Origin of the sequence: Tateyamaria omphalii (genome assembly GCF_014651375.1) — a bacterium.
Taxonomy (GTDB): Bacteria; Pseudomonadota; Alphaproteobacteria; order Rhodobacterales; family Rhodobacteraceae; genus Tateyamaria; species Tateyamaria omphalii.
This window is the reverse complement of sequence record NZ_BMWT01000014.1, coordinates 1-26,698: the sequence shown is the minus strand read 5'-3', so window position 1 is coordinate 26,698 and position 26,698 is coordinate 1. Positions and strand designations below refer to the sequence as shown.

The following is a 26,698-nucleotide window of genomic DNA, read 5'->3' as shown; positions in this document are numbered from 1 at the left end:
CTTAGGCGGTGCCCCAAATGGCTTGGACAAACGTCGGAATAACCCCAATCACAACGATGATAAACAGGAGTGTAAAGACGCGGGTCCAGTCGAGGAAATTGAAGGCTCCGGCCATCAGAACACCGACCGCAACAATGGTCATAACCAACCGGCCCGTAAGGCCCGTCAGTGCATCCAAGACCGATTGTAGAACAGAGTTTACAGCGCTCAGGTCTATTGCCTGGGCATAGGCGGGCATACTAACCGCCAACACCATGAGAGACGCCATAACGGCGATATTTCGATACATGCTTTCTAGCTCCCGTTTGCTACGATGCGTTGGTAAACCCCGACCACCTTCACAACGTGGTTTTGGGTTTCTCGATATGGCGGAATGCCACCATGGGTTTCGACAGCGCCGGGACCGGCGTTGTATGCAGCCAACGCCAATTCCTTCGTGCCGAATTTATCCAGCATACCCGCCAGATAACGGGCACTGCCGTCCAAGTTCTGGTGCATATCGTTCCGATCAACGCCCAGGTCGCGTGCCGTTTCAGGCATCAGCTGACCCAAGCCGAACGCACCCACACTTGATGTTGCGCGTGGATTATATGCACTTTCAATTTCGATGTTGGCCCGAAACAGTGACATCCACTGCAAAGGCGACAGCCCTGCTTTGATCACTCCGGGATGCTTGGAATACCGAAAGCCCGTTTCATTAATCGCGGCTAGGATTTCCGGTGTCGCCTTGCGCGAACGCGGCAGGGCGCGGCTGACACTTACGGAAGCTTCTGGTTCAACACGTGGTTTCGAGAAGGCCAATAAGCTTTTCGATCCCGAGTAGGGAACAAAGCCGCCCTGCCCGACGACCAGCACACTATCTGCGTTACCCTTTAGCGGTGCACTAACCGCCGCGAGAAGGGCTACCCTCGCTATCGTCGTCCTCACCTACACGGTCCTCGTCTGGCGACACATCAACCGACCAGAACGCGCTCTGGCCTTTTGCGTGTGGAATTTTGATTTCCTTGACGCCAAGCTCCATAGCGATACCGACGAGACCGTTCGGCGTTGTGTAAACGCGCGGCTCCGCCGCACGCTGTTTCACCAACACCGACCGAAACGACTCATCAATGTCGTTTTTCTTGAGGATGTAGAGGACCCACTTTCCCGTCACCGACCCACGGTTGGTAACGATATCTTCTGTGGCCAAAACCTCTACCGGTGCACCCGCGCTGACATCCTCCCTGAAGGATTTCATCATAATCACGGGTGCAAGTTCCCAAGAACGCATAGAAGCCTCTGACCATTGTACGGCACAGGCTTACTATCGACATCACGTATCATAAAGGCGCTTTGCATCAAAACTCCGTCTTGATCTCATAAGCCCTGCATGACATCAAAACTTGATACTGTAAAGAGGCTCATTTAAGGTTGAGAAATTCCCGTTAAGCGCGTGTCTCACGGCCCACGCCACAACCAAACACACCGAGCTATTAAAAAACCTGCGCGACAAAACGCACGGCAACAGAACAGCTTAAAGGAACAAACATGCGCAAAATATGGCTTATCTGGGCGTTCCTAGTTTTCCCAGATTTGGGACAAACGCAGCAGGACCCCACAATCGGCACGCAGATCATCCATTTCTGCATTCCCCCAGAAGAACCGATCCTGGACGAAGCGTATTTAGCGGCAATCGAACGCACGCGCGGCGAGGAAATGAACGCCTTTTTCAGCGACGCGCAAGCATACCTAAACTGCCTGCAAGTCTCGCACCGCGACTACGTTGACCGCCTCAACGCCATCATTGAAACCGAACGCAAATAGAAAATCAATACCGAGTTTTGATCATATCGCAGTGTTACGATATCATTACACTATCGACGTATCAAAAAGTCGCTGCTATTGTTCAGCAGAATTTTATCCACAGGAGGGCACAGCATGATCAAACGCTTGTTAACCACAACTGCCGCAGCTGTCCTAGGAATCTCGATCATCGGCGCGGACCGCGCAGAAGCATATCAAGTCGATTGCGCAATCCTGTTGTGCCTGGCTGGTGGCTGGCCGTCATCCGGGCCATGCGCACACGCACGGGCCGTTTTCATTCGCCGGATCACGCCCTTTCCGATTGAGCCACCGCTGCAAATTTGGCGTTGCCCCATGGGCATTGCGGCAAGCAACGCGTCTCCTTCGCAAAGGCTCATGGATCTGGCGTTCAAAGACGCGCCGCCGCCGATGACGACTTACCATCCCGACGACAACCACTATGACACCATCGGTCCGTCTGGCTTCAACAATCCACAATCGGTTTCCATCACACTGAACGAAGACCATACTAACAAAGCCAAGCTGACGCTCGCAGACATGCGCCGCGAAGACGGATCTTTCGACCCCCTCGCCTTTCTTCAACTGGCACTCACGCCGGGCGCTGACGTTGATGTATCAGGGCCAGAGTTTGCCTTCATTCGGTCCATTCGCGTTTTCGACATCGACGTGCGCCAATACTACCGAAGTTCCAGCGATGGGGGCGAATGCGACCGTGGCGGCCGTCTCCGCATGGGCGTCTACGACTCTCAAGGGCGTTTTTCCTGGCGCCGGGTGGGAGCAGGATCAGCGCCAGTACAAGCGGGGCTCAGCAGCTACGGTCGCGATTGTCCTGGGGTGCGCAATAGGTCTGTTTTCATCGAATGGCGTGATCACGAAGGCAACTACGACTACGAGGCAGTACACTACTAACGACTATCCGTAGTAGGGCGGACGCCACCACTCACAAATAATTGCGCCGCCCTACCATCTTGGGTACATCTAACAGCAAAAGAACAATAGAGCAGAATCAAGAAGGAGACGCAGGCACCACCCCAACCAAAAACAAACCCCCCGCAAGGCGGGAACCTTGCGAGGGGGGTTTGATAGAACCTAGGGACGGGAATCCCGAAAAGGCTAACTACTTCAAGCTCGGTTTTATCATTCAGGACATCGCAACGGCAAGCAAAAACCGCATCTGTGCGGACAGAGTTTTTGCATCTTGGCCTAACTCTTGAAAAAACCACAAGAATTAGCCCCAGACGCAACAATTTGCCAACAGCGAAGCAGTCACTACAAACTGTTGTATGCTAAGCTAGGAGTTGCATAGATTCGAAAGGAGCAACGCGCGATCCAAACAAAAACCCCCGCAAGGCGGCGGCCTATACGGGGGGATCGAAAAACCAAGAAGCGCCAACTTCTCGATCAGCTTACGCGTTGATCAGGTTTTACCATCCCTCTTTCCAACCGAGCAAGCAAAAACCGCATCTGTGCGAACCGAGTTTTTGTGCCTTGGCTTGGAACAGCAACACCACCTGTTTCAGCCCTGGGTGCAAACCCCAAACAACCCGGCAGCATCTTTCTGCCAACACATGAAAGGAAGAACGGACCAACCAAAAAAGCAAAACCCCGCAAGGCGGTGAACCTTCCGGGGGAGCTATGATCACAGAGCGCCAACTCTGAAACCTCTCTAAACATAGGTCGATCATATCACCCCCAGATCGCAGCAGGCAAGAAAAAACGCATTTGTGCGAATAATGAAGAATTGCCCTTCACCGTCTTGCTCTTAAACGAGAGAGACAGAGCAATGACACGTGCGAAATCCGCGCCCCCAACGCCGAACACGGCGACCTATCACACGTATGTAGACGAAGTGGTCACACCGACCCTCTACGACAATTTCAACCGCAATATGGCGAACGCTTTGCTGGCCCTCCTGCGCTTCCTTGAACAGCGCCGGTACGACTTTTCAGCCGACCGCGCGTTCCAAACGCGGCCGATATCGGTTGCAGCCATCGCAGATCATTTCCGCGTCACCACACGGTCCGTGCAGCGATGGTTTGCCAATCTGGAGCGCGTAGGGATCGCGGCCCGCGTCTACCGCAAGAACCCCGGGCACAAGTTCAAAAACCTGCTCAATCGGATCGACTTTACCGGCTTTTCAGCCTGGTTCGGTGCGCTTGCAGCCAAAGCAAAGAAAGAGCAGCGCGACGCAAAGAGTCGCCCTAATAAACAAATCTCTTCGAGATCTATATTTAATCCAGAAATTTCTGAGAAAGATGGGTGCAATGAGGCTCGCGAAACAAGCTGCACGCCAACTTTCCCGAAATCAGGGCCGATCAAATACGACAAGCACTGGCTCGCTATTGCCTATGAAAACCTGCCATCACGGCCACATACACCTTGCACCACTGCCACGGCAGATGCGTTCCGAAAACACCTCAATCAGCTTGGAATTGGCTTCAATCATCCATCCATCAGCAAGAGATGGGCGAATTTCTGTAAAGGTAGATATCCAGTCAGATGATAGGTTAGTGCATCAAAAACTGCGTCATAGGAGCGTTAATGCTGCAAATGACAGTCCAAACAATGCCCCAAACCTTGTCCAGTCCGTCGCTGACGGATGTGGGCCCGCAACCTTGGGGACAAGATTTTCCGTGACCCAGGCTGGCTCAAATTGTCGCCCGATCGAATACAGCACCATGTATCCGCCAAATGTGATCACCGAGGCATGGGACATGCCCGACACGATCTGATCGAGCGCACTTGGGAACGACGACGGGCTGCGTGGCAGTTCATCGCTCGCCAGCAGCAGCAAGAACCAACCGCCAAGAAAATAGGCCCAGAACCGCATGTAGAAAATGACCAGCCCCGTGAGGCTCGCGATGAACGTCGCAGCCGAGACCGAAATCAATACGCCCTGAGAGCCAAGATCACCACGTAGTAGCCCAGGGACGGCAAATGCAGCAAGCAAGCCAATCAAACCTAGCAGAGTATAGTCAGAAAGAGGATGTTTGAATTTCAGCATGTTCCGACCCCAGATTTTCCAGCAGCAACCATCGTTATACATGTACCCTGTTTAAACCATGACAACGCTATTAAACAAATTGTGCCTTGTCAGCTACGAAGCACGAATGACAAGCTCGCGTTGAGTACGGCACACGCAAAATCGTAGCGCAGGAAATTTTTTTATGTCGGGCACCCCACCTGAGTTATCACCCAAAACTGCAGGATTATTGCCTCAGTTACCTCTATGGTTTTTGAGTGCTGCTCTTTTGATAGCTACTTTTGCAATCACATATCAGCTGCTCTTTAGGGGGTCTCTAATGTGCGGAACGAACTTTTTTCCAGACAAGGGCGAATGTACACAAGCCCCCGTCGTCACTGTCAAAGACCAACCTTTTCTCAGCCTCGCAGGTAAAGACGGTGAGGAACAAGCAGATGATAAATCTATCTCTGGCTCGGGCCCCAACGATATCTGTTTCTTCGTCGGAATATCCATCGAGGCCACCGGGACCAATACAAGGCTTTCCGCAGAGCTGATACCGCCTGCTAACGATGGCCCGTGGCACGTTGATTTTACAGCATTCAATAATCCAACCGATGAAATTAAAACTAAGGTCAGTTGCATAGCGGTACGCCCGTCCGACGATAAATAGCCCCTGCCCCGCCCAACGGCGGCGCACCAGGCTCTAGGTTTCAGCCGGCGAAACCGGCTTGCACCCAGAACACCGCACCCACGCACGAACTGATCCAATAGTCCTGGCACTGTCTCATCCGAGCCAGCCCTCATCCTTTGTATCATGTCCGTCTGCGGCCACGGCGATCTGCCCGTTGGGTCACGATCCTTGGGGCCTTCGGCCTACGGCCTGCGCGGCTGTGCCTTGCATCCATCGCACTCCCGCGCGATCGCGGGACTAAGAAAAGAAGGACAGCGACCCCTCCGCTTCGCTCTAGGGACGCTGACACCTTTTTCAATCCAGATCCGCCCAACAGACCTGCCCTGGCCGGTCAACAGTTGCGCATCCCCGAAAATAGTCGCCGATTTCCCCGGCCCTCTGGGCCTCCTCGCGCGACAAATCGGAGCCGATTTTCGCGGCAAACCCTCCCCAGAGGGTGCGCGTTGACAGTCCAGTTCAGGCCCGTGGGTCGGGCTTCGCCCACCCACTCTGTCCTCCGGAAAACATGCGTTTTCCAGAGAAAAGAGGGGAGGCGCAGCCCATTGGCGGAAAGAGGTCAACAAGACCCGACCGCATCACCACAAGGAGGCCAGAAATGGCAGAAGTTATGGACAAGACCCAAGTCATTGCAGGTCAAAACGATCTAGTACGAACTGCACTCGCAGACTCTCAGGCAAACCGGGAAGCCAAAGAGAAAGGCATCCGTTTCCAGTTTGTTTGGACACCGGGTGTCAATGCAAAACTCTTGCAAACGGGCAAAATAGCCCAATTGGCAACCGCCATCGCCAGTTTTGATGGCTTCACCGAAGACAATGACCCCTACAAGCAACGGGATTTTTTTTCGACCGAAGTCGAAGGCACAAAAGTGTTCGTCAAAATTGACTACTACGACCGTGAACTAAGGGGCGGGTCCGAAGACCCAACAGACCCCGCACAAACCGTGCGCGTCATCACCGCAATGCTTCCAAACGAATATTGAGATTGGGCGTCCCGCAAGGGGCGGTCAATGGCGCAACCCGCGCCCGAAAGGAGGTGATGAAATGCCTAAAGAACTCATTGAGCAGCGCAAGAAAGAAGCTGTTGAGCTTGTGAGAAAGGGAGGTCTCTCCGCCAAGATCGGCCTCGCCTTTCTAAACCAACACACCGCGTAAGCGGCACGTCTCACCCCGGAAACGGGGTGGGATACCAATACCAAAATCCACACCACACATCAAGGAATGTCCCAATGACAAAGCACACAGATATCATTGCCACAGAGGCCCGGTTTCCACTCGCAAACCTCACTCTGTCACCCCTTAACCCCCGCCAAGTTGTACCAGATGCAGACGTGATCGAACTGGCGCAAAGCATCTGGGATGCTGGCCTGATCCAATCCATTGCAGGCTATGACCATGGCGATGGCACAGCCGAGATTGTGGCCGGGGGACGCCGCTTGCGCGCCCTGCATTATCTGGCCGAAAAACATCCAAATCTGGCGACCACACGGCCCGAACTGGCAAGCCCAATGGTCATGTTGGCACCCGATATCGAAACAGCCGAGGCATGGGCCAGCATGGAAAATGTCGCCCGTCGCGATCTACATCCGGCAGAAGAAATCCGCGCCTATGGAATGATGGAAGCAAAGGGCGGCACACCCGCGTCCATTGCCCGCGCCTTTGCCGTGAGTGAAAAACATGTCTACCGCCGTCTCGCCTTGGCGAAACTGCCCGAGGCAGTGTTGGACGCCTTGCAGGCCAATGACATCAGTCTTTCAACAGCCGCCGCGTTCACCGTCAGTACAGATGAAAACCTGACCTTAGACGTGTTGGAACGGACCAAAACCCGCAACCTGAGCGAATATCAGATCAAACAAATGCTGAAACCAGACGCGGTGTCAGACACGGACCGCCGCGCAATCTATGTCACGGAAGCCGCTTACATCGAGGCAGGAGGCCGCAAGACCACAGACTTGTTTGCGGAAAAGGTCTTCTTTGATGATGTCGGCCTTTTGGATGCTCTATTCGCGGAACACTGCGCCGAGGCTGTTGAAGCGTTGCAGGCCGAAGGCTGGAAATGGATCGAACTGCACCCGGAACCCCATTTCTATTCATGGGACGCGGGATACAACAAATATGGCACGGTGTACCCGGTCGAGGGCGCGTTGTCCGAAGAACAGGCCGCACGCTATGACGAACTGGCGGAACTGGCCGAGGGTGAAGTCATTGACGCGGCAGGTGAGGCCGAACTTGAAGCCCTGCAAGCGATCCTAGACGGCGACTTTACAGCAGAACAGCGCGCCCATGCGGGCCGCTTTTTCTACATCGACAATCAAGGGAAGCCGCAACTCAGTGGTGCCATGATCCGGCCCGAGGACAAGGCGGCAGCGATTGAGGCTGGTGTGTTGCAAAAGTCGATGCACGGAGGCAGCAGCGATGCGCCCAAATCGCCAATCGCTAACGCCTTGCGCGACGACCTATCCCGTATCTCACAAGGGGCGCGCCAGCACGCAGTCCTGCGCGACCCAGACCTGTTGATTGACCTTTTGGCCTACCAATTGAGCCATAATTTGAACTGGCAGAACCCCTTTGGGATCACCCTAACAGACGTTCCGAACTGGCCCACGACAGAAGCCGATGGCTACGCATTGGACGAACGTCTGACGGAAAATCCGGCACGCAACATGCACCAGACAAAGGACTTTGGCGCATCGTTCCGTGCGTTTCGAAAAAAGGGTCAGGATCATGTGCGCGGCGAGTTGGTGCGGTTTCTGGCAGCGCAATTCAAAGGCGGCGATGCGACCTTGCGCAAGATGATCGACAAGGTAATCCAGCCGAGCACGCGTGAGATTTGGACACCGACAGCGGCCAATTTTTTCAGCCGTGTGGGTGGTCCCTACATGGTCACACTCTGGCGTGATCTGTTGGAACTGGCCGAGGATCACCCGACAGTCACGACCTTTGCCAAGCTGAAAAAGAGCGAGAAGGCCGAGAAGCTGGAAACGCTGTTTGGTGATGCTGAATACCGGGCGGCCCAAGGCGTGACCGAAGCGCAGGCCGCGCGGATCGACGCATGGTTGCCGGAAGGCATGGAGTGACAGGTGTGCAGGGCGCGAAAGCGCCCTGCCCCCTCCACGGATGGAGATGACAATGACTTTCCAACATCCAACATGGCCCGGTGTCAGCGAACCCGTCACAGGTGCAGACCTGCGCGTCTTGTCCTTGGGTGCGGGTGTTCAAAGCACCACCCTGGCCCTGATGGCCGCGCACGGCGAAATCGGACCTATGCCAGACGTGGCAATCTTCGCAGACACGCATTGGGAACCAAAAGCCGTCTATGAACATGTCGATTGGCTGATGTCGGGCAACGTGTTGCCCTTCCCCGTGCACCGCGTCTCAGACCTGAACCTTCGAGATCAAGTCGTGGACCGCGCGGCGCAGGCCGATGGACGTTACATCAGTGTCCCGTTCTTTCTTGATGCAGGCGGCATGGGACGCCGCCAGTGCACCAACGAAGCCAAGATCGTGCCGATCCGTAAGGAAATCCGCCGTTTGCTGGGCGTACCAAAGGGCGCGCACGCATCCCGCTACCGTGTAGAACAGTGGATTGGGATCAGCACGGATGAGATGCAGCGCATGAAAGATGCGCGCGAAAGCTGGATGGCGCACCGCTGGCCGCTCATCGAGGCGCGTATGTCCCGAGGCGATTGTCTCGCATGGCTCGAAAAACACGGCTACCCTGCCCCACCCAAATCGTCTTGCATCGGGTGCCCGTTCCACAACGACCGTTTTTGGCGCGACATGCGCCGCGATGATCCGGCATCCTTCCATGATGCGGTAGAGGTTGACCGCGCGCTGCGACGGCACGGCAAATCACGAGGGATGCGGAGTCACGAGTATATGCACCGATCTTGTCAACCGCTCGAAGCCGTTGACTTCGACGCTCGCACAACCGGGCAACAGATCGACTTTTTGGACGAATGCGACGGAGTTTGTGGAACGTGATCACAATGTCTGAATGACTAATGGCAATGTGGCGGCGTTCCCGCGATAAGGGAATGTGTTAACCCCTATCCCCGTCGCTATCTGGCGCGATTTTTCCTTGTGGTGAGGAAATACTACCTGGCCCCGCTTCGGCGGGGCCTTTTTTCTGGGGGACTTTGTGAATGGCTCGGAGAGACGAAACACTCACCGCAATGTTCACCAAACACATCGCCGCCCCGGCCACAGCAATCCATGATAATGGGCTGGTTTGTGTTGCGGCCATCAAACACAAGACGGCAAAAGCCAGCGACATTATGCAGATGGAAATGATATCTTCTATTCTGTTTTCGGACACGAATAACCCTGCTCAAAAAAAGCGCGGCTCACAGAGCCGCGCTTTGATCTTCTACTCGATACGATTCTATGAAGCGCGCTGAAAAGCCAATCCATCTGGCAAATCTGTTTGGCTGGCAGCCCGTTTCTGCCACCAACTCAACCTTTCGCACCAAACCGGTTCTTCAAGTCCTGTATTCCACCGCACGACATACCCTACTTCGCGCGCCGATCCGGACTGTCGCAACACCAAAAGAGCGATGGGCGTTCCAATCGACTTTTCACAGGCGGCTGTGTCGTCGCACGGCGCGGTTTCAGTCACGCGAACCGGCAGAGCGCCGTGACTTCGCGGTCTTTGTATAACCTCAGTATCGTCTGTCATTTATCATCCCCCGTATGACAAACCCGGATGAGCAACGCGCGTGGCGACACGCTCCGGTTTTTGTGAACAGTCACACGCTGCACTAGAACTTGGAAAAGCTGCGAACACACGATACAAAACGAAAAAGGACGACATTGAATGACACAGTGACGCGTAACGATTTGGTAAAGAACGGAAAGTTTTTTGTTGCACCGCAGCAAAATGATAAGCCCTTTAAGGAGCTTTTCGCGGAACTCATGGCGCAAGGCGCTGGCAGTCCTGTAGATGACGACGGTTTTCCAGCAGGACCATGGACCCCTGAAACCCTGACAGATGCGATCTGCGCCTTACGCGGGAACGAAGAGGGCATTGAACTGCGCACCGTACAGCGCTGGTTCCAAGACAATGACAAAGGCATACTACCGAAGAACGTCGGCCTTCTGGCGCGTATTTTTGGATGTGACGATGGAACGGAAGCGGGTAACTGGCGTGTCGCGCTAAACAAGTCGATTACCCTGCAAAAAAAGATACGCCTTGCGAATAAAGACGCAGTTGCCGACAGGTCTAAAACAGACAATCAGGTGAGCGCTTTCAAGGCTTCAGAGAAAAGACATCCGTTTTCTGCACGCATGGCATTGCGCATAAATGCCATGCTGACAGGCGGAACCTATATCTTTGTCATCATTATGATTTGGGGGTTGTGGTCTATCCTGGGTATGTCAGCGATAATACTCGGTCTGGCTGAGGTTTCGTACACGACCGACAGCGGAACAGAAAAACAAGTCGGTCTGTATCAGGCCCCAGCATGGACAATAGAAAAACTCATCCTCATTCCGGTGTATTTTCTCATTACGTCACGTGCCGTGAGTGCATGGATCGATAGCCGCCACCAGTTTGTGCGAAGTCCCAAATCGGAAACTTGGGAGGATCGTGTGGCATCCTTCGCGCCTGCTTTCTTTTTGGTGATCCTTGTGTGCGTTATCGTCGTGTTCGCGCTGCAATGGTACGGGACGTATTACCTACCCTTGCTTGCTGGCCCCGACTCCGGGATCGAACCGAACTGGATACGTGTGGCGACAAACCCAATCACAATCATTCCAACGAGCATCATCATCCCCCTGTCCTTCTATGGCGGCATGTTCATCGGATTTGTCTATTGGGTCTGCTTTTCTGGCCTGTTATTGCTCTACATCGCCGCACGCGACATCACGATACTAAACGCCAACCTCTCAGACCCAACAGATACCCAGCCCATCAGTGCGACGGTCACTGCAGCGCGCGATCTTGTTACCGCGTTTTATCGGTGCATCATCTGTGGCGCGCTTATCAACATCGCAATCAAGGTAGATGCGATCTACTTCATTTCCGACACGGAAAGCCTGTTCAAGTTCCTCAAGCTAGATCTTCTGTCCGCCTTGGGCGTCGACGGCAACGCGTGGACATACCTGGCAGGACGCGAGTTTCCATCCTTTGTCTCCGCCATCTTCCTACTGATTATCACGTCCTTTGCCTACGTCGGCATTTATCAGATCAAGCTATTCACTGAGGGGGCTTTGCGGCATCAAGTTGTGACGCACGCACAGGTGATAACCGTGCCTGCGTTCCTCATGTTCACCTATGCCATGCTTGGAGAATTTACCGGGTTCACACTGCTGCTCATAGCCAGTGTTGTCGTCGGTGTGATGCAGCTTGCACGCCCAGCTACGAGCATAGCCCCCCTCGCACCAGACAGAAAGTAACCTCCCTTGCAGCAACTCCCTATAGACTGTGAACTCGCGCACGCCCCCCTGCATGGTGTGGGCTATCGAATAGTTGCGTCAGATCACACGGCACTCCGTATCGGCGTGTGGACCGATGAGACCACGCAAAAAGGCACCATCTTTTTGCTGCCGGGACGCGCGGATTATATTGAAAAGCAAGGTCACGCCATCAGCGAAATGCACGCCAAAGGCTTTTCGGTTTGCGTGCTGGAATTTCGCGGCCTTGGCCTCTCAGATCGTATTGCAACTGATCGACGTGCGGGACACGTCGATCAGTTTTCAGACTATCAATTGGATGTTCAGGCGGCCATATCCGCCGCATCCGAACTTGAACTGCCTCAACCGTTTTATGTGCACGGCAATTCGATGGGCGGTTGCATCGCGTTACGCAACCTTATGGGCGAACACCGGTTCAAGGCGTGCGCATTCACATCGCCCATGTGGGGCATCAAACTGCCAAAAATCTTGCTGATGATTGCCCCTGTCGTTACCGGCACAGCCCGCGCTCTTGGCTTCGGCCAACGCTACGCCCCCGGTAAAAACGGCGAAAACGAAACACTCGCTTGGACGTTTGAAGAAAACGAAATCACAGCCGATGCAGACATGTTTGCTCATCTTCAACACGTGAATCGTCTCACACATGAGCATTGGATAGGCGGTCCAACGATAGGATGGCTGCAGCAAGCGTTACACGAAACAAAAAGCCTCGCGTCTCTACCTGCACCCGATATCCCTTGCATCGCGTTTAGCGCCGAACTCGACCAGCTCGTATCTCGTGATGCCATCGAGAACCGCATGGCGAATTGGAATGATGGACGGTATGAGATGATTCCGGCGGTAAAACATGACTTGCTAAGAGCCGATCTTGTCACCCGATCATCCGTAATCGGCAAAATCTGCGACTTTTTCGAGGACGCAGGCTGACATTTCCAACTGTTTGCCGCTAGTGGCCCCTGCCCTGCCAATCGGCAGGGCACCAGGCTCTAGGCTTCAGCCGGCATAACCGGCTTACACCCAGAACACCGCGACCGCGCACGAACTGACCCAATAGTCGCGGCGCTGTCTCGTCCGAGCCCGCGCCACTCCTTTGTGTCATGTCCGTCAGAGGCCACGTCGATCTGCCCGATGGGTCACGATCCTTGGGGCGTCGGATCTTCGATCCGGTCTATCCTAGTCCCTTGGGGTTCGGACAAGCCGAACGCCACAGCAGGACGTTGGCGGCAGGGATGCCGCCGGATTTAAGCGAAATAGACAGACCCGTGTTGTCGGCTGCGCCTCCTGCCCGCGCCAGTCCGTCGATTTCGCTCAAATCCTCCCAATCCTTCCTTTCATCGCATTCGAGGTTTCAGGAGCAGGCGCATTCTGCGCTGTCCCTCAACCCCGACCCATTGGGCGACAGACCCAAAGGACACCACAAAGGAAACACCGAATGGATTTTGAAAGAATAGGCGAGGCCCAAGTTAACGGCCATGACGACACCTTTGCCCTTATCAACCGAGGGTATACCCCCGACGTTTTCAAGCCGTATCAATGGTTTGAGACAACCGAAGACCTTTACACCTACTTTCTGGAAGTGTTGCCCCCGCTGCACTTTTCGGGCGGTGCCTTTATGATGTGTGAGCGGTGCACGGACACACTGTCAAACGCGTTTTTGCAGTCTGGCACGCGGTTTTTCTGCCTCACAGTCCCCCACTCCGAACCATTTTCGGCCATGGTACAGGCGTTTCGCACGCATCTCTACGAGGGGGCCGAGCAATGACCCGCGTGGAATTTCAAGTTGCCCTGTTCAAAGGGTCAGAGACCGCAACGGGATACCTCTTTGAGTTTCGGAACATGCACTTTGTCGCGCACAAGCGCGGTAAAGGCTGGCGGGTAAGTCACTTCAAAAGCGGGCGGTGTGTCGATCACGGCGCATCAACCCGGGCCGAAGCTATCCAAGGTTTCAAAGATGCGGTGGAGGTTGGCGCATTCGACTTGCCAGCCATGGAACACAAAACCGAACACAGCCCACAACTCAACACGTTGCCGGAGGTCGCATAATGAACCGTTACGAAGAAAAGCAGGAAGCGCGCCGCGCACGTCTTGAAGCCGCCGCAGATCGCGCTGACGCCCGGTCAAATGACGCCTATAAACGCGCCGACTTGAGCGAAGAAGCAACAGGAATCCCCTTTGGGCAACCTATCCTTGCCGGACATCACAGCGAGGGGCGGCACCGTGCCGTCTTGAAACGCGCAGACAACGCCATGCGCAAGAGCGTTGAGGAAGGCAAACGCGCGGGCGCGTTGCGCGCGAAAGCCGCAGCCGTTGGGACTGGTGGCATCAGCAGCGACGACCCCGACGCCGTGGACAAACTGCGCGAAAAGCTGGCGAACCTTGAGACGTCACAGGCCAACATGAAAGCCGCGAATAAGATCGTGCGCAAATGGGCCAAGAAAGGCGTGACACCAGAGAGTGCGGGCGAGGATTTTGACACCTACGCAGCGGAACTTGCAGCCGTAGCGGATCATTTCAGCGCCCAAGTGGCGCGGGAATTGCTCAAACCACAATGGGGCGACGCTGGCCCTATCGGGTTTGCCCCTTACCAACTCACAAACAATAACGCCGAAATCAACCGCCTAAAAAAACGCATCGCCCAGCTTGAGAAGGCCAGCACGCGCGAGACCAAGGAATACGATTTTCAGGGTGTGTGCCGTGTCGTTGAGAACGCCGGGGAAAACCGCCTGCAATTCTTCTTTGACGGCAAGCCCGACGAGAACACCCGCGCCGTGATGAAGTCGAACGGGTTTCGCTGGGCACCATCGCAAGAGGCTTGGCAACGCCAGTTGACCGGGAATGCGCTTCGTGCGGGACGGTCAGCCCTGCGCGCGTTGGGTGTAGACCTCAGCACCATGTGATCCATTGGAGCGGGCCAGCCCTTGCCGGGTTGGCCCATTCTCAACCGTCATTTTATACGGCATTGCCGTATCTTTTTACTTGTGAAGGCTACGGCAATGCCGTATATTGTACTTATGCAAACGGTCGTATCCACCTCAGTTTTTCTAGCCCAAGCCAAACGATGCGGCTTGAGTGACGACGAGGTACAAGCCATCATTTCGACCATCGCCTTAGACCCGGAAGCAGGCGCGATCATGCCGCAGACGGGCGGTGCCCGGAAACTGCGCCATGCACGGCAAGGTCAGGGCAAGAGCGGGGGGTATCGGACCATTCACTACTTTGGCGGTGGTGACATTCCGGTGTTTATGCTGGCGATTTATGGGAAGAACGACAAAGGCAATTTGACCCAGGCTGAGCGCAACGAACTGGCCCGCATCCTGCCAAAGCTGGCAGATGCCTACCGCAAGAGAAAGGACCAATTATGAGCTTCGGAAAAGAACTAATCGCAAGCGCACAAGAGGCGCTGGACATCGCAGAAGGCAAAGCAGAACCCGCCGCAGTATTTGTGCCGGAGGCGGTCGATGTTGCGGCCATCCGCAAATCCCAAGGTCTGTCGCAATCTGCATTTGCAGAGCGCTACGGCTTGGCGGAAAGCGCTATTCGGGATTGGGAGCAAAAGCGCCGTAGCCCGGATCGTGCGGCCATGCTCTTTTTGAAAGTCATCCAGCTAAAGCCGGACGTGGTGGCGGCGGCCATAAGAGCGTGAGGGCACGCCCTTATGGCCGCAGTCCTGATACTTTATATCAGGACGATTTCAAGGATTAGAACATGCGCGACTTCCTTTCGCATCAAGTCTATTTGTGGGGGTATTGCGGTCACGCCGCGCCCCGTTGGGCGCGGCGAGCCTTCGCGAAAACCGAAGCGCACCGCGCATGGTTTCTCGGCTTTCATGGATTTTTCGAACAGGACGGTGCCAGCTACGGGCTGGCGCGTCCTTACCCTTCAATCCGAGAAGGATAGGCTAACATGATTGGCCTTGCAGAAGTTGCGAAAGCCCGCCGACGCAGTAGGCGCTTAGGCGGGCTATTCGCATTGGTGGCGATCCTGGGTGTCGTGATCGTCGCGACGCTCACTCCGCCCCTGATCGTTTCCACCGCTCTGATTATCGGTTGCGTGTACGCGGCGAATCGCGCTTGGCTTTGTCTCTATCACGGTGAACGCTTGTTGGTGGAAGTTGAGCGTGGCATCATCGAGCGCGAGAGCGCAGACAGTTAGCACCACGGGCGGCGCTTTCCGCCGCTATAGCGACGGGCCAACCCCTCCCCCACCATGATATCCGCCACGTCGCGGTCATCAATCATGAGCCGCGCCAGCTCGCGTCCGTATCGGTCGCGGCGCGGCTGATAGGCCAGCTGGACCGACGACGCCCGGGCCAGCAACTCACGCAGTCTTTTCGTTGCTGCATCGCCCCGCGCCAACTCAGAGTCGCATTGTGCGCGATAAGTTTCTGGGGTGTCGAAGCCGATCAGCCGAATGGTTTCACCGGCCAAACGCACAGTATCACCGTCCACGACCGTGAGGCGGTTCGGGATGACGGTTTCCACCGTGGAGATTTGCCCACGCGCAGTCGCTTGTGTGAGCGTGTTCGGATCAAAAAGCCACAGCCCGAAAAGGACGAGCAGAGTTGCCGGAAGAAGTGCGCGCCGTGGTATCTGCCGCCGCCTTTTCCGTGGCCGGAACCGGCTGGGTCTCTTCCTTGGCCGTCTTAACATCGCAGGATCACGGACCTCCTAATGGGCCTTCACTGGCAGGAGCTTCTGTGCGTCCAGTATGGCCGTTTATCATTGCCAGTCCAAGCAGTGTGGCCGTGCGGTGGCCTGCCCCCAGAACACCCGATGCGAAACGCGATCCGAGGCCAAGAGAGCAGTTGGCGGTCCGTCCATGCGCGTGTCCTTGGCCTTGTGCGGGCGCGTGATGCCAAAATCCACGAATGGAACTCGCTCAGTCGACCGCCAATGATTGCGTTGTCATCAGAGTGATTTTGTCGATCACCACTGGCCACCCCCTTTGTTTCTCTTTTGATGGGGATGAAGGGAACGCCTGAAGAATGTTCCTTCAGCTCATCATCGAAGATCTACGCCTGCGGCTTCGATCACGAGATCCTTTGAGCCTCAGCAAGCAGAAAATCGGCACCCCCACGCTGCGCGCGGTCCCCCCAATTTTCCGCCTGCATCCTTCATTCGCCCCCTTCTTGCTTATCCCCATCGAAACAAAGGAGATGACCAATGGCAATCGACGGACAAATCACCCGCACTGACGACAACGCAATCACCGGTTGGATCGCATCGCTGACCTTCGACGTGGATATCACGCTCAGCAAGAACCCGCACAAAGCCAAAGACACACACCCGGACTACGAAATCACCACCCGCACCCCGCGCAACCGGATCATCCGCATCGGGTCAGCATGGGAGCAGACCAGCCAAGCAGGCAACAAGTACATCTCTCTCGCGGTCATGGTGAACGGCCAACAGGTACGCGTAAACGCCCTTCGCACCGACGAAGACCCCGAAGGCGAATACCGCCTGGTCCCGCTGGCTGGCTAACGCCAGCCAAGGGGCGGCCCACGCCGCCCCTGCCCCGCACAAACAGCGGGCACCAAGACCCGCGCCACTCACGGAAACTGCCGTCGTCATTCCCTCGGCGGCGGCTTTTTGGGGCGACAAACACGCCAAATCTGCGAGAATACAGCTATGAAAGACGCACCCGAACCACGCCACAATCTGCCCGGTCGCCGCCCGTCGGAGACGCTGACCATCGAGACGCCAGACGGACACACGATCCACCTATCTGTCGGTTACGATCCGAAAGAGGATGGAAGGCCGCGCGAGGTTTTCTATTCGGCTGGCTTTAGGTCGGGATCAGCGCTTGAGTTTCAGATTCAAGATGCCTGCGTTCTCATCTCGCTTTTGCTGCAACATGGGCACCGGCCAGAAGACATTGCTAAATCACTTGCTCGTGCGGAACAGCCAGACGGCACAATGGCCTATGCCAGTGTCACCGGCCTCATCGCTAATGAGCTAATCAGGGCACAACACTGACATCATCGACCTTTACGCAGCACGCGCCTGGACGCGGCGTCGCAGCGTGAGGGCATTTAACTGCTGACCAGCTCAGCAACGTCACAAACTGCTCCTTTCGTCTTCACTACACCCCATTTTGCAGAACGCGGGCGACCGTCAACGCCAAGCCCTTCGGGCCGCTGCGCGGGCATTGACGGCCCCCCTTTTCCGTTCTGCGACAGGGGTTTCATTAACAACGAAAGGACCATTTTATGACTTACATTCGCAAACGATCCATCGCACTCAAACGCCTCGCGTCACGCCGCTTGCGCCAGACACGGGCCAAACTTCGAAAGCTCGACCTGAGCCTGACGATTGAACTGAACTTCCTGTTTCTAAAAATCAGCCTGACACTGAAATCACGACAGTGATATCAGCATTGGCGCCAGAGCCGTGCGCGGCGTTTCACGACGCCATGCGCGTTCTCATCAAAACCCAATGGCCTCATCCTTGATAGCTTCATAGGACTTTTCAACAACCGTTCCGTCTCCAAATCGGAACTCTATGCTGTCTGGTCGAACGGCCAGCACGACCACCGCATTCCCCTTGCAATCTTCGCAGATCACAACGGGCCGCGCATGTTCTCGCGTTGTATCTGGCACGCGCAGAGCCGCATCCCGTGGGGTATAAAACCACCCACGCACGAATGCGCCAGCACGGTTGCGCAGCATCGTGCTACGTATCCGCACTTGAGACACAGTGCAGAGCATCGTTACCCCCCTGCCCTACTGAACGGCAGACCTTCCGGCAGCCTCGCTTGTCGCGCCGCCCGCTTTTCCGCGCGATTCAGCTTTTCGCACCATACGCACTCGTTTTGGCCAGTATTCCAGCGGACGACATAACCCACTTCGCGCTCGCTTGCATTGTGGCCCAAGACCAGCATCGCAATTGGCATACCTATGGTTTTGTCCTCACCCATTTTCGGCCTCGCTCGATGCGGGCACAGGTCGATCAGTCCACTCAACCGACCATTCATCCATTTCAGCAACGCGCCGCCCTTTGGGTGTTATCAAGCTCAGTCGCGGTTTTGGGTTAGCCGCGCGGTGGTGGTCCAGCCCGAAATCTTGAAGCGCCTTCCTATCGGCCGAGAACAACACGATCACCCCGTCCGGGTACTCAGCCTTTAGGACAAACAGGCCATCTTTCATTTGAAATCTCCGCTTTTGGTACGACGGTTGGGGACCCCTGCCCCCTTTCCGCCAATGGGCTGTGCCTTCCCCTCTTTTCTCTGGAAAACACAGTTTTCCGGAGGACAGAGTGGGTGGGCAAAGCCCGACCCACGGGCGCGGCTTGGGCTGTCAACCGCCCACATTTGCGAAGAAAATGTTTGCCGCAAATAAGTCCCCTGATTTGTCGCGCGAGGAGGCCCAAGGGGCCGGGGAAATCAGGGGACTTATTTGTGGATGGGCAAGAGTTGACCGACCAAGACGGGTCTGTTGGGCGGACCAATAAACAGAATAATCGTCACCAGCCCTAGAGCGCAGCGGAAGGGCTGTTGTCTATGTCTTAAATGAAACCGCGTGTATCGCGGTTTTGCCATTGAGTATTGAATATGTGCGAGTTGGACGATCAGGTGTCCTTTTTGGGTTTCAACTGATCAAAAATGACGTCTTGATTGCTTTCAATCAGGTTTCTGAGAACATCAACGGGCGTTGTCTCGATCCCAAGTAAATCGTTGGCGTCACGGACTTTTTGTTCCAAGAGCGCAATGTTAGCCGCGTTGATTTTCAGAGTTAAACGCATCGGGACTTTTGCAGGGCCATTTTTTGCTTTGGGCGCGGCTTTTGATGCCTTGGTGGGTGTGGGTGTTGTCTGTGTTACAGGCTCAGCCGGTTCAACTACCCGTTTTTCGGTGTTGTCCAATGCCTCAAAGGCAGTGGTCATCTGACGCTCTGCTCCTGGGCCGAGTTCTTTTCTTTTACGCATTGAACATCTCCAGAATAGTGGATGTGAAGGCTTTTATGTGACCGTCAGCTTTTTGGAGGGTCTTGTCGTTGAGTGGATCTGAGCCGACGACTGGTGCCAAACCTTCTCTCAATTGTGCCGGCGTGCGGTTGTTCGAAATCCACTTTGGTATGCTGGGCGTGTCCAATAACCCTGCACGTACGACATATTCTTGGCTTAGACCCTGCAGTTTTTCTTGGTCGTGTTTGCTTATGAAGCTGACCCCGCGTCGGTACAAAGCGACCATCGTTTCGGGGTTGTCCTCTTCGAAGCGTTCGAACATTTGTTTGTACGTTGCATGTAGTCGGTCCAGTCCATCGAGGTCCCATTCCCGCAAGGCAAATGGGACAAGAACCAAATCGGCCAGATACATGGATGCTAGCGTTGCTGCGTTGGCGTTCCCTGCTGTGTCAACAATTGTGAAATCTGGTCCCTCTGCATTTTCCGCTATGGCGTCTTGTGCTTCGGCAAAGTCATTGGCTTTGAGGGAAATGTAGACTGAATCGAGATTTTCGTGCGCCTGTGCCACGTCGTCGGCCCATGCTCCCGCGCTGCCTTGTTCATCCGTTTCCAGAAACCTGACTGTCTTGCCCATGTCCAAAAGACCTGCGGCAAGGGCGACAGCATGGGTTGTTTTGCCAACGCCGCCTTTCAGGCTGGCGAATGTTATTAAAGTCGTCATTGTCGATATCCTCGATACTTCCTGCCAAATGTACCTGCCTGACAGTATGGGCACTCTGCCTTATGTGGCACGTTGACCGTAATGGCACTTTACCCTCACGGTCAATGCGGCGCACTGACGTATTGGCCGCTGTGCCGTATGTGGCACAATGACTGTAACGGCGCAATGGCGCATTGGCATACTGCCTTAAGGGGCGCAATGGCTCATTCGCCATACTGACACATATGCCGCTTTGACCAATGCGGCACAGCGACCTATACGCCGGTCAGACGGGTACGGCGCATTGACCAACGCGGCGCATTGACCGATGCGGCGCACTGACTGACAAGTCAGCATGGCAGCATGGTCATGGGCCAAATGGTGGCGCTGGTCGGCAAAACGCGGCTCAGAGCGCGATGAACTGCATTGGACAGGGTAGGGTTGCCAAATCCGCGTTACCGGCTTGTAGCCCCCCTTAAATCGCCGCTGCGACCGCAAGCGTTCTCACGGCAAGGAGTGCCTTTGGCACAGTCTGGGTTCCAATGCCTTCGCACCTCGGGTGCTTCGGCCATGAAATTGTCCAACACGGTACGCGTACCGAATTTACTGCACGACCACTTCTCAGTGGAAGTAAATTCTGCTAGTGTTGGTATTGCAGGATATGTGCTTTGTAATACAAATGTGTCAGGAGCCGTTTTCTTGAACCGACAGACTGATATTCGCAACCGGGTGGAAGACGGTGAAACCGTCGCCCAGATTGCAAAATCACTCGGGGTTTCACGGTCTACGATCTACCGCGAGCTGGGCCGAGACGCGCCCAGAAAAGGCGGTCGGGCTGCGCACGCGGTGGTCAATTTACGCCTGACGGACGCAGAATTGGCCGGGTTGGATCGCGCCGTTGACCGCAGCGGTGTCAAAAACCGGAGCGCTTTTCTGCGTCGGTTGGCGCGGATTGCGGCAGATATGCCGGTTCCGACGCCGGAGGAAGAGGCGTTTTTGGCGCGGATCGAGACCCATCTTGTGGCGCTAAGCGGTAATTTTAATCAGATCGCGCGGGAGCTTTCCGCGTCTCGACGCAAGATTGGGGAGCCTCAACCGCATCAATCTCAGATCGACGCCATGAACGAGGCGCGGATTGAAGCGGTGAAGGCACTCGCTGGGGTGCGTCAGATGATGGAGAACGCGCAGGTTCGCAATGCGCGTTTGGTGTCCTTGATGCAGCCGGAACAATCTGGGGCAGGGGGCGTGGATGGTTAGTTCTACGAGCGCTGTCGATCAGGTTGTTGGTGTTCTGTTCGAACGAAAGAAGCGCAAGAGTGCTGGCACGGCGCGACAGGTGGACATGGCGGTGCGGTCTGCCCGCCAGATCGCACGGGGGGCGCGGCGTCCGTCTGTGGCGCGGATGAGCCGGGTAGGCGCAAAGGACGGCGCAGCCGTTTTTAAGCTGATCCGGAGCGGAGGCACCAAGACGCGGGCCGGGTTGCGCGGCCAGATGAATTACATTTTCAACGACAAGAAGCTGGCTGGTCTTTGGGATTCATCAGGGCGGCTTGGGAATGACGGGCAGACCGTTGATCCAGCCGTGATGAACCAAGTGATACGGGGGTGGTCGCAGTCGTGGTGGGACAATACCCGCAACGGCAACACCTCGCATATGATCCTGAGCTATCCGGCGACGGCCAGCATTGATCAGATCTACAGTACAACGCGGGACGTCCTGGACGAGCTGTTAGGCCAGCCGGGCAGGGCGTTTGATTATGTTGCGGCTATCCATGATGATCGAGAACACCACCCGCATGTCCATGTCATCGTGAATCGGCGCACAGAGGACAAAACCTTGTTCAATCTGCGGTCTGGCACAGACCTTAGCTATGAGCGGTTCCGCGAGGCCATGGCCGAGCATGGGCGCAAATATGACCTCGATCTGGACCCGTCTTTCCGCTTTGAGCGTGGGATCACAGACCGGCAGCCTGAGTATAGTGAGCAACTGGCCGCGCAGCTTGAAAATAGGGCCCCTCAACAGCGCCCGCGCACCGGCGTAGACCTAGAATATCAACAGGATTTAGTAGAATATGCTCGCATAGGTTACGAGGCTTTGGCGGTGATTGCCGTCAATGCTGACATCGACCGGCTCGCGGATGCGTATGACCGGATATCGCAAGTTTTGGACAATGATGGAGTGAACACGGATATGCCCGCACTAAACGCTGAAGAGATCGAAAAGTTCGAAGCAACAAAGTCGCTGTTTCAAGATGCGTTGAGTAGCGCGATGTCCACGTTGGACAGCCGAGATGCGGCAGCGCGTGCAGAGGCCGAGCGTGAGTTGGACGACATCATGCGGGACTTTACGCAGTTGAGCAGCACAGCGCCGTTTGCGAAGGATCTGCACACCGCGCCGGACAGCAACTCGATCTACATGCACGGGCCGGGTGAGCATCCAGAGCGGTTGCAAGAAGGCCGCCTGCAAAACGCCATGTATCTTTTTGAACGCGACTTTGGACTTTCCGGCGATGCGGTTGCCGCTCGGATTGAGACAGGTGCAGCGAGCCGCAATCTCGAACAGCAATGGATCCGAGACGACTTAGAAAAGGTAGCCGCATATGACGGGCTCAACTTGGACAACCCGGCGGATCGTCAACGCGGTCTTGATAGGCTGACAGAAGCATATGGTGAAATGCGCAGTGTTCTGGTGGATGCGCAGGTCATTCGATATCTGCCGCATCTTGATGAAGATTTTGACCTGGCAACGATTAGGGAGAACCAGCCTGCGACCGTTGAAGATGTCGTTGCTTTCTACCGTGAGAACGGTGCACCCGATGTCTGGATTGACCAAAACCGTGCTGCCATTGTCGACACAGTGTCCGACATCAATAAGGAATTTGAGGCGACGATAGGTCAGCCATTGCCCGAGGAGTTTTCCAACACCGATTGGCAAGACTTCGCTGCGTTACAGGAGCAATTCCGTGGGACGGATTTCAACTACGGATATTCTGACGACGCGAGCGCCCGCGAAAGCGGCCGGTTGCAGACGGAACGAGCAGCGGCATCCTTCACCAGTTTTGCGGATCGTTCCCCGGTTCATGCGGTCATTGCGTCCAAAGCCTGGGACGACGCGACGGATATTATTCGCGGCCCACAAGGATACTTGCGGCCCGAAGAACGCGCAACAGTGCTGGAACGTGACTTGATTGCTGAGCGTACGGCGCGGGATGCTTTGGCTAAGTATGCTGAGCGCAGCAGCACAGAGCGCGTTGTCACCCGGTCTGATGAAGAACGCGCCGAGCTGGTGCGTCTGGTCCGCGAAAACATCACGCCCGCCGAGCAAGCCTTGCTGCGCGAGGGCAACATCGAGGGTCTGCGCAATCTGACCGACGACGAGACATTCGCCCGCCAGATCACCTCAGCTTATGAGGTTGAGTTGCGTCGTGAAGGCGTAACGCTCTCGCATGAGGCGGAGCAGCGTTTTGCCGAGAACGAGCGGGCCATCGCTGCGCAGTTCACACGCGGCCAAGAGCGGGGCAGGGGGCTAGGGGACGACGGATGAGATTCGTAGATTTCCAGTTTCTATCGACTTTCGTTCGTCGTCCTATTGCATCTTTCATCTTGGCTAAATTGGTCCGTAACAGGGCCGAGCTGGCTTCAAAAACGAATGCCATTCTGGTGGTAGGCGCTGTTTTGATATTTGCGTCCATGGCCTTGCAGGGCCTTTTCATACCACTTGCTGCCATCTGTTCTATTGCTGGGGCAAGCTGCATCATAGCGGCTGGATGGTTACAAATTTCGTTCAAGACACGAACGAAAGAACACGTCGATTGAAGAGCGGCACCACGCATGAGATTGCTTTAAAGCCCTTGGTAATGCGCCTTGCATCGGTCATGCAGAATGTTGCCGTCCTTTCCAGACTTCGGACATGATTCTGCGATGATCCGCAACGCGTCAGGCAACGCGGTATCTCGTCCAACCAGTTCCAAAAACCGCTCTTTTGAGTATTCGCCCCGCCTCCTGCACTGCGTGCAGACGATGACGACACGATCTTTCGGATAGTCCCAGGCGCGCATGGCAAACGGCTCAATCAATTACCAGAACGTGGGATATTTGTTCCATTTCCTACAACATACACACTTTATTCAATTGGCCTGTGAAGGTTGTGATAAACCTGATCTCGATCAAGCCCGAAAACAGCGTGCCGGTCGCCCTCTGAATCTGAGTAATCGATTTTGCAAAACGTTACTGCACCACGTGCAGGATTAGCATCCTTAGGAAGAGAAAATTTGACGGCTCTGGATGTTTCAGGGGCTATGAAGCGCACGCCACCGATCCTTATCTTATGTTGGTTGCTCGGGCCATCCTCTACGTCCAACCAGCACGTCAACTCCCGCCCGGCTACCAGGTGCAAGCTACCTTCATTCGTAAAAACGACCTGTACTGTGTGCCTGTGTTCTCCGGCCCGAACGTCTACACCCGCCGCTATCAGTTTATCAAATCGCACAACCAGTTCGCTCCTTTCTGGCGTCGGCCAGGCTATCACTAAGGCTATAATCGAAACTACTAACGCGGCGATTGCCACTACCTCATCACGCAGGAACGCTTGCACGTTGACAGATTGAAAGAAAGAAATCGCTCTACCAACTCGGTTTTGCAACTTAGAGGGCAGGAATTTCATGCTCTACTCACTCACGTATAATCTAGGTTATGTTAAATAAGACAGTAATGCTGACCTTGTTTGATTATTTATCACGCGGAGTTCTTGCAAAGTCTACCCATTTGATAGCGTGCCTTCGCCGTGTGCCCAACGGACGACGCGGATGCGGGACGATTTGCTCCTTCGCTTACTGTGAACGAATGGCTGCTATCAACCGACCCAGATGGAAGAACCTCGGTTTTTTGCCATGAAAGCCCGAACTAGTGAAAACGTTTGCACTGCTCAGAGCGATGATCCGATGGCGGAACGCCTAAGGTCTTGTCAGTGTTGGCCAAAACCCAAGCCTCCCTTCCTCCGTTCATATCCACGGTTGCGCTCTCCCAAAATGATCCATTGCGCTGCAGATTTAACTTAAAATCTCTTTCCTGAAGCAAAGCTAAATCAACAAGTGCATCAAACGCGAAACTATTTCGATCTGTCATCATACCGACGACAACCGTGCTAGTTTGGAATGCCACTGTATCGGTAGTGGTGCTATGATAGGTCAAGTCCATGCCAATTGTTGTTCCATCTTGAAACCTAAAAGTAGCTTCATATTGCGCTCCTTCGTCCAAGCCTACACCGGTTATAAAGCTGTCGAATGACCTTGCTTGTCTCGCAAGAATAAACAGAAAACTCCCGGCATGGGGGCCGCAAACAAAACCGTAACTTCCATCTGCGTTCAGGCGAAAGATCGAATTACCAACATGCCGGTCCTGACTGGGCGGATTTAGCGCCACACGCCAATCAGAGTTCGGCCGCTCGCGACGATCAGATAATCGAAGCGTCGAAGGATCACCTGTGCTAATTGATGGCTCTCGTCCAATAAAACGTACTATGGGATCACCAATCGAGCGCTTCCATAGCTCTGCGACAGAGTTCCCCGTGTACGATTCATACACCGGCACGGAAACCACCATTGCCATTGAAAGGAGTAATGGAAGGATTGCAATACGTTTATTTTCCTTCTTCCAAAATTGAACACCAAGAAAAGCAGAGATGGTTGCTAGAACCATTAAGACAGCATTGATTGTATATGTATCGTTCAATTTTCGAACCCGGCCTTTGACCAATACAGTTTCTCGGTTCAGCCACCAAAGGCATCCTATTTTCTGCTCAAGGTCAAGGGATATACGCAGTCATTCGCACGCTCCGCAGCATCGGCGAGTCTGGGCTCAATCGTTGAATCCGCCGCGCGAAGGATCAAGGTCTGCTTAGTCGAAAGCCCTCAGGGTATCATTTCGCCCCGTACCGCGATGGACTCAAGCAAAATGACTTACTGACTGCCGCCAAACAGTCGGCTTAATTGACCAGAAGGTTATCCTCAGAGATGCCCGACGCAACCGCAGCTTTGAACCAGTCCGGTTGCCGGCCTTTCCCCGTCCAAGTCTTGGAGGGATCATCAGGGCTGCAATACTTTGGCGCTGCGCTCGCCTTCGTTTTTCCTTTTCCACCCTTCCCGACCAATTCATCTAGGGCAAAACCAAACTCACCAGCCGCTTTCTGCGCCGCGGCCAGTGCGTCTTTCCTGTCCAGTTTTTTTT

At 54.9% G+C, this 26,698-nt stretch carries 34 protein-coding genes; 21 read left to right on the top strand and 13 right to left on the bottom strand.

The window, feature by feature from the left end; all coding sequences use genetic code 11:
* Position 1 precedes the first annotated feature (1 nt).
* The 3 genes from IE087_RS23250 to IE087_RS23240 are packed head-to-tail and all read right to left on the bottom strand — an operon-like array spanning position 2 to position 1,240.
* Positions 2 to 289, bottom strand: coding sequence for a TrbC/VirB2 family protein (locus IE087_RS23250; protein WP_189371973.1), 288 nt, complete (start codon positions 287 to 289; stop codon positions 2 to 4).
* A gap of 5 nt (positions 290 to 294) precedes the next feature.
* The gene (locus tag IE087_RS23245; protein WP_189371972.1) at positions 295 to 927 is read right to left on the bottom strand and encodes a lytic transglycosylase domain-containing protein; all 633 of its coding nucleotides are present in this window, start codon (positions 925 to 927) and stop codon (positions 295 to 297) included.
* Entirely contained in the window at positions 884 to 1,240 is a 357-nt protein-coding gene (locus tag IE087_RS23240; protein ID WP_229801557.1) for a hypothetical protein, read from the bottom strand. Before IE087_RS23240 ends, IE087_RS23245 begins: the two co-directional genes overlap by 44 nt.
* A 287-nt stretch (positions 1,241 to 1,527) precedes the next feature.
* On the opposite strand from IE087_RS23240, the gene IE087_RS23235 reads away from it, so the two are divergent.
* From IE087_RS23235 to IE087_RS23225, 3 genes are all read left to right on the top strand, one after another.
* A complete protein-coding gene (locus IE087_RS23235) occupies positions 1,528 to 1,803 on the top strand; it encodes a hypothetical protein (RefSeq protein WP_189371970.1) in 276 nt (91 codons plus the stop codon).
* A 114-nt stretch (positions 1,804 to 1,917) separates the two neighbouring features.
* On the top strand, positions 1,918 to 2,712 hold the full coding sequence (locus IE087_RS23230) for a hypothetical protein (RefSeq protein WP_229801556.1): 795 nt from the start codon (positions 1,918 to 1,920) through the stop codon (positions 2,710 to 2,712).
* A gap of 874 nt (positions 2,713 to 3,586) precedes the next feature.
* Entirely contained in the window at positions 3,587 to 4,306 is a 720-nt protein-coding gene (locus IE087_RS23225) for a hypothetical protein (protein ID WP_189371969.1), read from the top strand.
* A gap of 24 nt (positions 4,307 to 4,330) precedes the next feature.
* Here the strand turns inward: IE087_RS23225 and IE087_RS23220 are convergent, their stop codons facing one another.
* Positions 4,331 to 4,807, bottom strand: coding sequence for a hypothetical protein (locus IE087_RS23220; protein WP_189371968.1), 477 nt, complete (start codon positions 4,805 to 4,807; stop codon positions 4,331 to 4,333).
* Positions 4,808 to 4,970: 163 nt separating this feature from the next.
* Here IE087_RS23220 and IE087_RS23215 point away from each other — a divergent pair, with 163 nt between their 5' ends.
* The 7 genes from IE087_RS23215 to IE087_RS23185 all read left to right on the top strand — a co-directional run bounded on the left by IE087_RS23215 (position 4,971) and on the right by IE087_RS23185 (position 12,796).
* Positions 4,971 to 5,438: a hypothetical protein gene (locus IE087_RS23215; protein ID WP_189371967.1), complete on the top strand. Its 468-nt coding sequence runs from the start codon at positions 4,971 to 4,973 to the stop codon at positions 5,436 to 5,438.
* Positions 5,439 to 5,964: 526 nt separating this feature from the next.
* Positions 5,965 to 6,438: a DUF3768 domain-containing protein gene (locus IE087_RS23210; protein ID WP_229801555.1), complete on the top strand. Its 474-nt coding sequence runs from the start codon at positions 5,965 to 5,967 to the stop codon at positions 6,436 to 6,438.
* Between the two features lie 246 nt (positions 6,439 to 6,684).
* Complete coding sequence (locus tag IE087_RS23205) at positions 6,685 to 8,532, top strand: ParB/RepB/Spo0J family partition protein (RefSeq protein WP_189371965.1); 1,848 nt, start codon at positions 6,685 to 6,687, stop codon at positions 8,530 to 8,532.
* A gap of 52 nt (positions 8,533 to 8,584) precedes the next feature.
* A complete protein-coding gene (locus IE087_RS23200) occupies positions 8,585 to 9,439 on the top strand; it encodes a hypothetical protein (RefSeq protein ID WP_189371964.1) in 855 nt (284 codons plus the stop codon).
* 191 nt (positions 9,440 to 9,630) lie between these two features.
* On the top strand, positions 9,631 to 9,855 hold the full coding sequence (locus IE087_RS23195) for a hypothetical protein (protein WP_189371963.1): 225 nt from the start codon (positions 9,631 to 9,633) through the stop codon (positions 9,853 to 9,855).
* Between the two features lie 367 nt (positions 9,856 to 10,222).
* Positions 10,223 to 11,851 carry a hypothetical protein gene (locus tag IE087_RS23190; protein WP_189371962.1) on the top strand — a complete coding sequence of 543 codons (1,629 nt, stop codon included), beginning with the start codon at positions 10,223 to 10,225 and terminating at the stop codon, positions 11,849 to 11,851.
* A gap of 6 nt (positions 11,852 to 11,857) precedes the next feature.
* The gene (locus tag IE087_RS23185; protein WP_189371961.1) at positions 11,858 to 12,796 is read left to right on the top strand and encodes an alpha/beta hydrolase; all 939 of its coding nucleotides are present in this window, start codon (positions 11,858 to 11,860) and stop codon (positions 12,794 to 12,796) included.
* Positions 12,797 to 13,037: 241 nt separating this feature from the next.
* On the opposite strand, the gene IE087_RS23180 is transcribed toward IE087_RS23185, so the two are convergent.
* Positions 13,038 to 13,181, bottom strand: a complete 144-nt coding sequence (locus IE087_RS23180; RefSeq protein ID WP_189371960.1) for a hypothetical protein — start codon at positions 13,179 to 13,181, stop codon at positions 13,038 to 13,040.
* A gap of 120 nt (positions 13,182 to 13,301) precedes the next feature.
* On the opposite strand from IE087_RS23180, the gene IE087_RS23175 reads away from it, so the two are divergent.
* From IE087_RS23175 to IE087_RS23150, 6 genes are all read left to right on the top strand, one after another.
* Positions 13,302 to 13,631: a DUF1419 domain-containing protein gene (locus IE087_RS23175; RefSeq protein ID WP_189371959.1), complete on the top strand. Its 330-nt coding sequence runs from the start codon at positions 13,302 to 13,304 to the stop codon at positions 13,629 to 13,631.
* Positions 13,628 to 13,912 carry a hypothetical protein gene (locus tag IE087_RS23170; RefSeq protein WP_189371958.1) on the top strand — a complete coding sequence of 95 codons (285 nt, stop codon included), beginning with the start codon at positions 13,628 to 13,630 and terminating at the stop codon, positions 13,910 to 13,912. Before IE087_RS23175 ends, IE087_RS23170 begins: the two co-directional genes overlap by 4 nt.
* The gene (locus IE087_RS23165) at positions 13,912 to 14,766 is read left to right on the top strand and encodes a DUF3560 domain-containing protein (protein WP_189371957.1); all 855 of its coding nucleotides are present in this window, start codon (positions 13,912 to 13,914) and stop codon (positions 14,764 to 14,766) included. Before IE087_RS23170 ends, IE087_RS23165 begins: the two co-directional genes overlap by 1 nt.
* Before the next feature lie 96 nt (positions 14,767 to 14,862).
* Positions 14,863 to 15,231 carry a type II toxin-antitoxin system RelE/ParE family toxin gene (locus tag IE087_RS23160; protein ID WP_229801554.1) on the top strand — a complete coding sequence of 123 codons (369 nt, stop codon included), beginning with the start codon at positions 14,863 to 14,865 and terminating at the stop codon, positions 15,229 to 15,231.
* Complete coding sequence (gene nadS, locus IE087_RS23155) at positions 15,228 to 15,512, top strand: NadS family protein (protein ID WP_229801553.1); 285 nt, start codon at positions 15,228 to 15,230, stop codon at positions 15,510 to 15,512. Before IE087_RS23160 ends, nadS begins: the two co-directional genes overlap by 4 nt.
* 260 nt (positions 15,513 to 15,772) lie before the next feature.
* On the top strand, positions 15,773 to 16,021 hold the full coding sequence (locus tag IE087_RS23150; protein ID WP_189371956.1) for a hypothetical protein: 249 nt from the start codon (positions 15,773 to 15,775) through the stop codon (positions 16,019 to 16,021).
* Here IE087_RS23150 and IE087_RS23145 read toward each other — a convergent pair.
* Positions 16,018 to 16,350 (bottom strand): thermonuclease family protein, encoded by a 333-nt coding sequence (locus tag IE087_RS23145; RefSeq protein WP_229801552.1) that lies wholly within the window; start codon positions 16,348 to 16,350, stop codon positions 16,018 to 16,020. The two genes, IE087_RS23150 and IE087_RS23145, sit on opposite strands and share 4 nt — an antisense overlap.
* 681 nt (positions 16,351 to 17,031) lie before the next feature.
* On the opposite strand from IE087_RS23145, the gene IE087_RS23140 reads away from it, so the two are divergent.
* The 3 genes from IE087_RS23140 to IE087_RS23130 all read left to right on the top strand — a co-directional run bounded on the left by IE087_RS23140 (position 17,032) and on the right by IE087_RS23130 (position 18,239).
* A complete protein-coding gene (locus IE087_RS23140; protein WP_189371954.1) occupies positions 17,032 to 17,352 on the top strand; it encodes a DUF736 domain-containing protein in 321 nt (106 codons plus the stop codon).
* A gap of 147 nt (positions 17,353 to 17,499) precedes the next feature.
* On the top strand, positions 17,500 to 17,847 hold the full coding sequence (locus IE087_RS23135) for a TSCPD domain-containing protein (RefSeq protein ID WP_189371953.1): 348 nt from the start codon (positions 17,500 to 17,502) through the stop codon (positions 17,845 to 17,847).
* Between the two features lie 233 nt (positions 17,848 to 18,080).
* Positions 18,081 to 18,239: a hypothetical protein gene (locus tag IE087_RS23130; RefSeq protein ID WP_189371952.1), complete on the top strand. Its 159-nt coding sequence runs from the start codon at positions 18,081 to 18,083 to the stop codon at positions 18,237 to 18,239.
* A 57-nt stretch (positions 18,240 to 18,296) separates the two neighbouring features.
* Here IE087_RS23130 and IE087_RS23125 read toward each other — a convergent pair whose 3' ends face one another.
* The 4 genes from IE087_RS23125 to IE087_RS23110 all read right to left on the bottom strand — a co-directional run bounded on the left by IE087_RS23125 (position 18,297) and on the right by IE087_RS23110 (position 20,494).
* Entirely contained in the window at positions 18,297 to 18,578 is a 282-nt protein-coding gene (locus tag IE087_RS23125; RefSeq protein WP_189371951.1) for a hypothetical protein, read from the bottom strand.
* A 201-nt stretch (positions 18,579 to 18,779) separates the two neighbouring features.
* The gene (locus tag IE087_RS23120) at positions 18,780 to 19,016 is read right to left on the bottom strand and encodes a hypothetical protein (RefSeq protein ID WP_189371950.1); all 237 of its coding nucleotides are present in this window, start codon (positions 19,014 to 19,016) and stop codon (positions 18,780 to 18,782) included.
* Positions 19,017 to 19,437: 421 nt separating this feature from the next.
* Positions 19,438 to 19,794: a hypothetical protein gene (locus IE087_RS23115; RefSeq protein ID WP_189371949.1), complete on the bottom strand. Its 357-nt coding sequence runs from the start codon at positions 19,792 to 19,794 to the stop codon at positions 19,438 to 19,440.
* On the bottom strand, positions 19,787 to 20,494 hold the full coding sequence (locus tag IE087_RS23110; RefSeq protein WP_189371948.1) for a ParA family protein: 708 nt from the start codon (positions 20,492 to 20,494) through the stop codon (positions 19,787 to 19,789). Before IE087_RS23110 ends, IE087_RS23115 begins: the two co-directional genes overlap by 8 nt.
* A 678-nt stretch (positions 20,495 to 21,172) precedes the next feature.
* Here IE087_RS23110 and IE087_RS23105 point away from each other — a divergent pair.
* Both IE087_RS23105 and IE087_RS23100 read left to right on the top strand, forming a co-directional pair.
* Positions 21,173 to 21,730 (top strand): helix-turn-helix domain-containing protein, encoded by a 558-nt coding sequence (locus tag IE087_RS23105; RefSeq protein ID WP_189371986.1) that lies wholly within the window; start codon positions 21,173 to 21,175, stop codon positions 21,728 to 21,730.
* Complete coding sequence (locus tag IE087_RS23100; RefSeq protein ID WP_189371947.1) at positions 21,723 to 24,017, top strand: relaxase/mobilization nuclease domain-containing protein; 2,295 nt, start codon at positions 21,723 to 21,725, stop codon at positions 24,015 to 24,017. Before IE087_RS23105 ends, IE087_RS23100 begins: the two co-directional genes overlap by 8 nt.
* Before the next feature lie 579 nt (positions 24,018 to 24,596).
* On the opposite strand, the gene IE087_RS23095 is transcribed toward IE087_RS23100, so the two are convergent.
* The 3 genes from IE087_RS23095 to IE087_RS23085 all read right to left on the bottom strand — a co-directional run.
* Entirely contained in the window at positions 24,597 to 25,136 is a 540-nt protein-coding gene (locus IE087_RS23095; RefSeq protein ID WP_189371946.1) for a hypothetical protein, read from the bottom strand.
* Between the two features lie 239 nt (positions 25,137 to 25,375).
* Positions 25,376 to 26,203, bottom strand: a complete 828-nt coding sequence (locus tag IE087_RS23090) for a hypothetical protein (RefSeq protein WP_189371945.1) — start codon at positions 26,201 to 26,203, stop codon at positions 25,376 to 25,378.
* A 253-nt stretch (positions 26,204 to 26,456) separates the two neighbouring features.
* The coding region (locus IE087_RS23085) for an H-NS histone family protein (RefSeq protein ID WP_189371944.1) at positions 26,457 to 26,698 on the bottom strand (242 nt) is incomplete at its 5' end.

Excerpts from the sequence above, each read along its gene's own strand:
- IE087_RS23250 (WP_189371973.1), bottom strand. The coding sequence starts at position 289 with ATGTATCGAAATATCGCCGTTATGGCGTCTCTCATGGTGTTGGCGGTT.
- IE087_RS23240 (WP_229801557.1), bottom strand. The coding sequence starts at position 1,240 with ATGATGAAATCCTTCAGGGAGGATGTCAGCGCGGGTGCACCGGTAGAG.
- IE087_RS23235 (WP_189371970.1), top strand. The coding sequence starts at position 1,528 with ATGCGCAAAATATGGCTTATCTGGGCGTTCCTAGTTTTCCCAGATTTG.
- IE087_RS23230 (WP_229801556.1), top strand. The coding sequence starts at position 1,918 with ATGATCAAACGCTTGTTAACCACAACTGCCGCAGCTGTCCTAGGAATC.
- IE087_RS23225 (WP_189371969.1), top strand. The coding sequence starts at position 3,587 with ATGACACGTGCGAAATCCGCGCCCCCAACGCCGAACACGGCGACCTAT.
- IE087_RS23220 (WP_189371968.1), bottom strand. The coding sequence starts at position 4,807 with ATGCTGAAATTCAAACATCCTCTTTCTGACTATACTCTGCTAGGTTTG.
- IE087_RS23215 (WP_189371967.1), top strand. The coding sequence starts at position 4,971 with ATGTCGGGCACCCCACCTGAGTTATCACCCAAAACTGCAGGATTATTG.
- IE087_RS23210 (WP_229801555.1), top strand. The coding sequence starts at position 5,965 with ATGCGTTTTCCAGAGAAAAGAGGGGAGGCGCAGCCCATTGGCGGAAAG.
- IE087_RS23205 (WP_189371965.1), top strand. The coding sequence starts at position 6,685 with ATGACAAAGCACACAGATATCATTGCCACAGAGGCCCGGTTTCCACTC.
- IE087_RS23200 (WP_189371964.1), top strand. The coding sequence starts at position 8,585 with ATGACTTTCCAACATCCAACATGGCCCGGTGTCAGCGAACCCGTCACA.
- IE087_RS23195 (WP_189371963.1), top strand. The coding sequence starts at position 9,631 with ATGTTCACCAAACACATCGCCGCCCCGGCCACAGCAATCCATGATAAT.
- IE087_RS23175 (WP_189371959.1), top strand. The coding sequence starts at position 13,302 with ATGGATTTTGAAAGAATAGGCGAGGCCCAAGTTAACGGCCATGACGAC.
- IE087_RS23170 (WP_189371958.1), top strand. The coding sequence starts at position 13,628 with ATGACCCGCGTGGAATTTCAAGTTGCCCTGTTCAAAGGGTCAGAGACC.
- IE087_RS23165 (WP_189371957.1), top strand. The coding sequence starts at position 13,912 with ATGAACCGTTACGAAGAAAAGCAGGAAGCGCGCCGCGCACGTCTTGAA.
- IE087_RS23160 (WP_229801554.1), top strand. The coding sequence starts at position 14,863 with ATGCCGTATATTGTACTTATGCAAACGGTCGTATCCACCTCAGTTTTT.
- nadS (WP_229801553.1), top strand. The coding sequence starts at position 15,228 with ATGAGCTTCGGAAAAGAACTAATCGCAAGCGCACAAGAGGCGCTGGAC.
- IE087_RS23150 (WP_189371956.1), top strand. The coding sequence starts at position 15,773 with ATGATTGGCCTTGCAGAAGTTGCGAAAGCCCGCCGACGCAGTAGGCGC.
- IE087_RS23140 (WP_189371954.1), top strand. The coding sequence starts at position 17,032 with ATGGCAATCGACGGACAAATCACCCGCACTGACGACAACGCAATCACC.
- IE087_RS23135 (WP_189371953.1), top strand. The coding sequence starts at position 17,500 with ATGAAAGACGCACCCGAACCACGCCACAATCTGCCCGGTCGCCGCCCG.
- IE087_RS23130 (WP_189371952.1), top strand. The coding sequence starts at position 18,081 with ATGACTTACATTCGCAAACGATCCATCGCACTCAAACGCCTCGCGTCA.
- IE087_RS23125 (WP_189371951.1), bottom strand. The coding sequence starts at position 18,578 with ATGCTCTGCACTGTGTCTCAAGTGCGGATACGTAGCACGATGCTGCGC.
- IE087_RS23120 (WP_189371950.1), bottom strand. The coding sequence starts at position 19,016 with ATGAAAGATGGCCTGTTTGTCCTAAAGGCTGAGTACCCGGACGGGGTG.
- IE087_RS23115 (WP_189371949.1), bottom strand. The coding sequence starts at position 19,794 with ATGCGTAAAAGAAAAGAACTCGGCCCAGGAGCAGAGCGTCAGATGACC.
- IE087_RS23110 (WP_189371948.1), bottom strand. The coding sequence starts at position 20,494 with ATGACGACTTTAATAACATTCGCCAGCCTGAAAGGCGGCGTTGGCAAA.
- IE087_RS23100 (WP_189371947.1), top strand. The coding sequence starts at position 21,723 with ATGGTTAGTTCTACGAGCGCTGTCGATCAGGTTGTTGGTGTTCTGTTC.
- IE087_RS23095 (WP_189371946.1), bottom strand. The coding sequence starts at position 25,136 with ATGAAATTCCTGCCCTCTAAGTTGCAAAACCGAGTTGGTAGAGCGATT.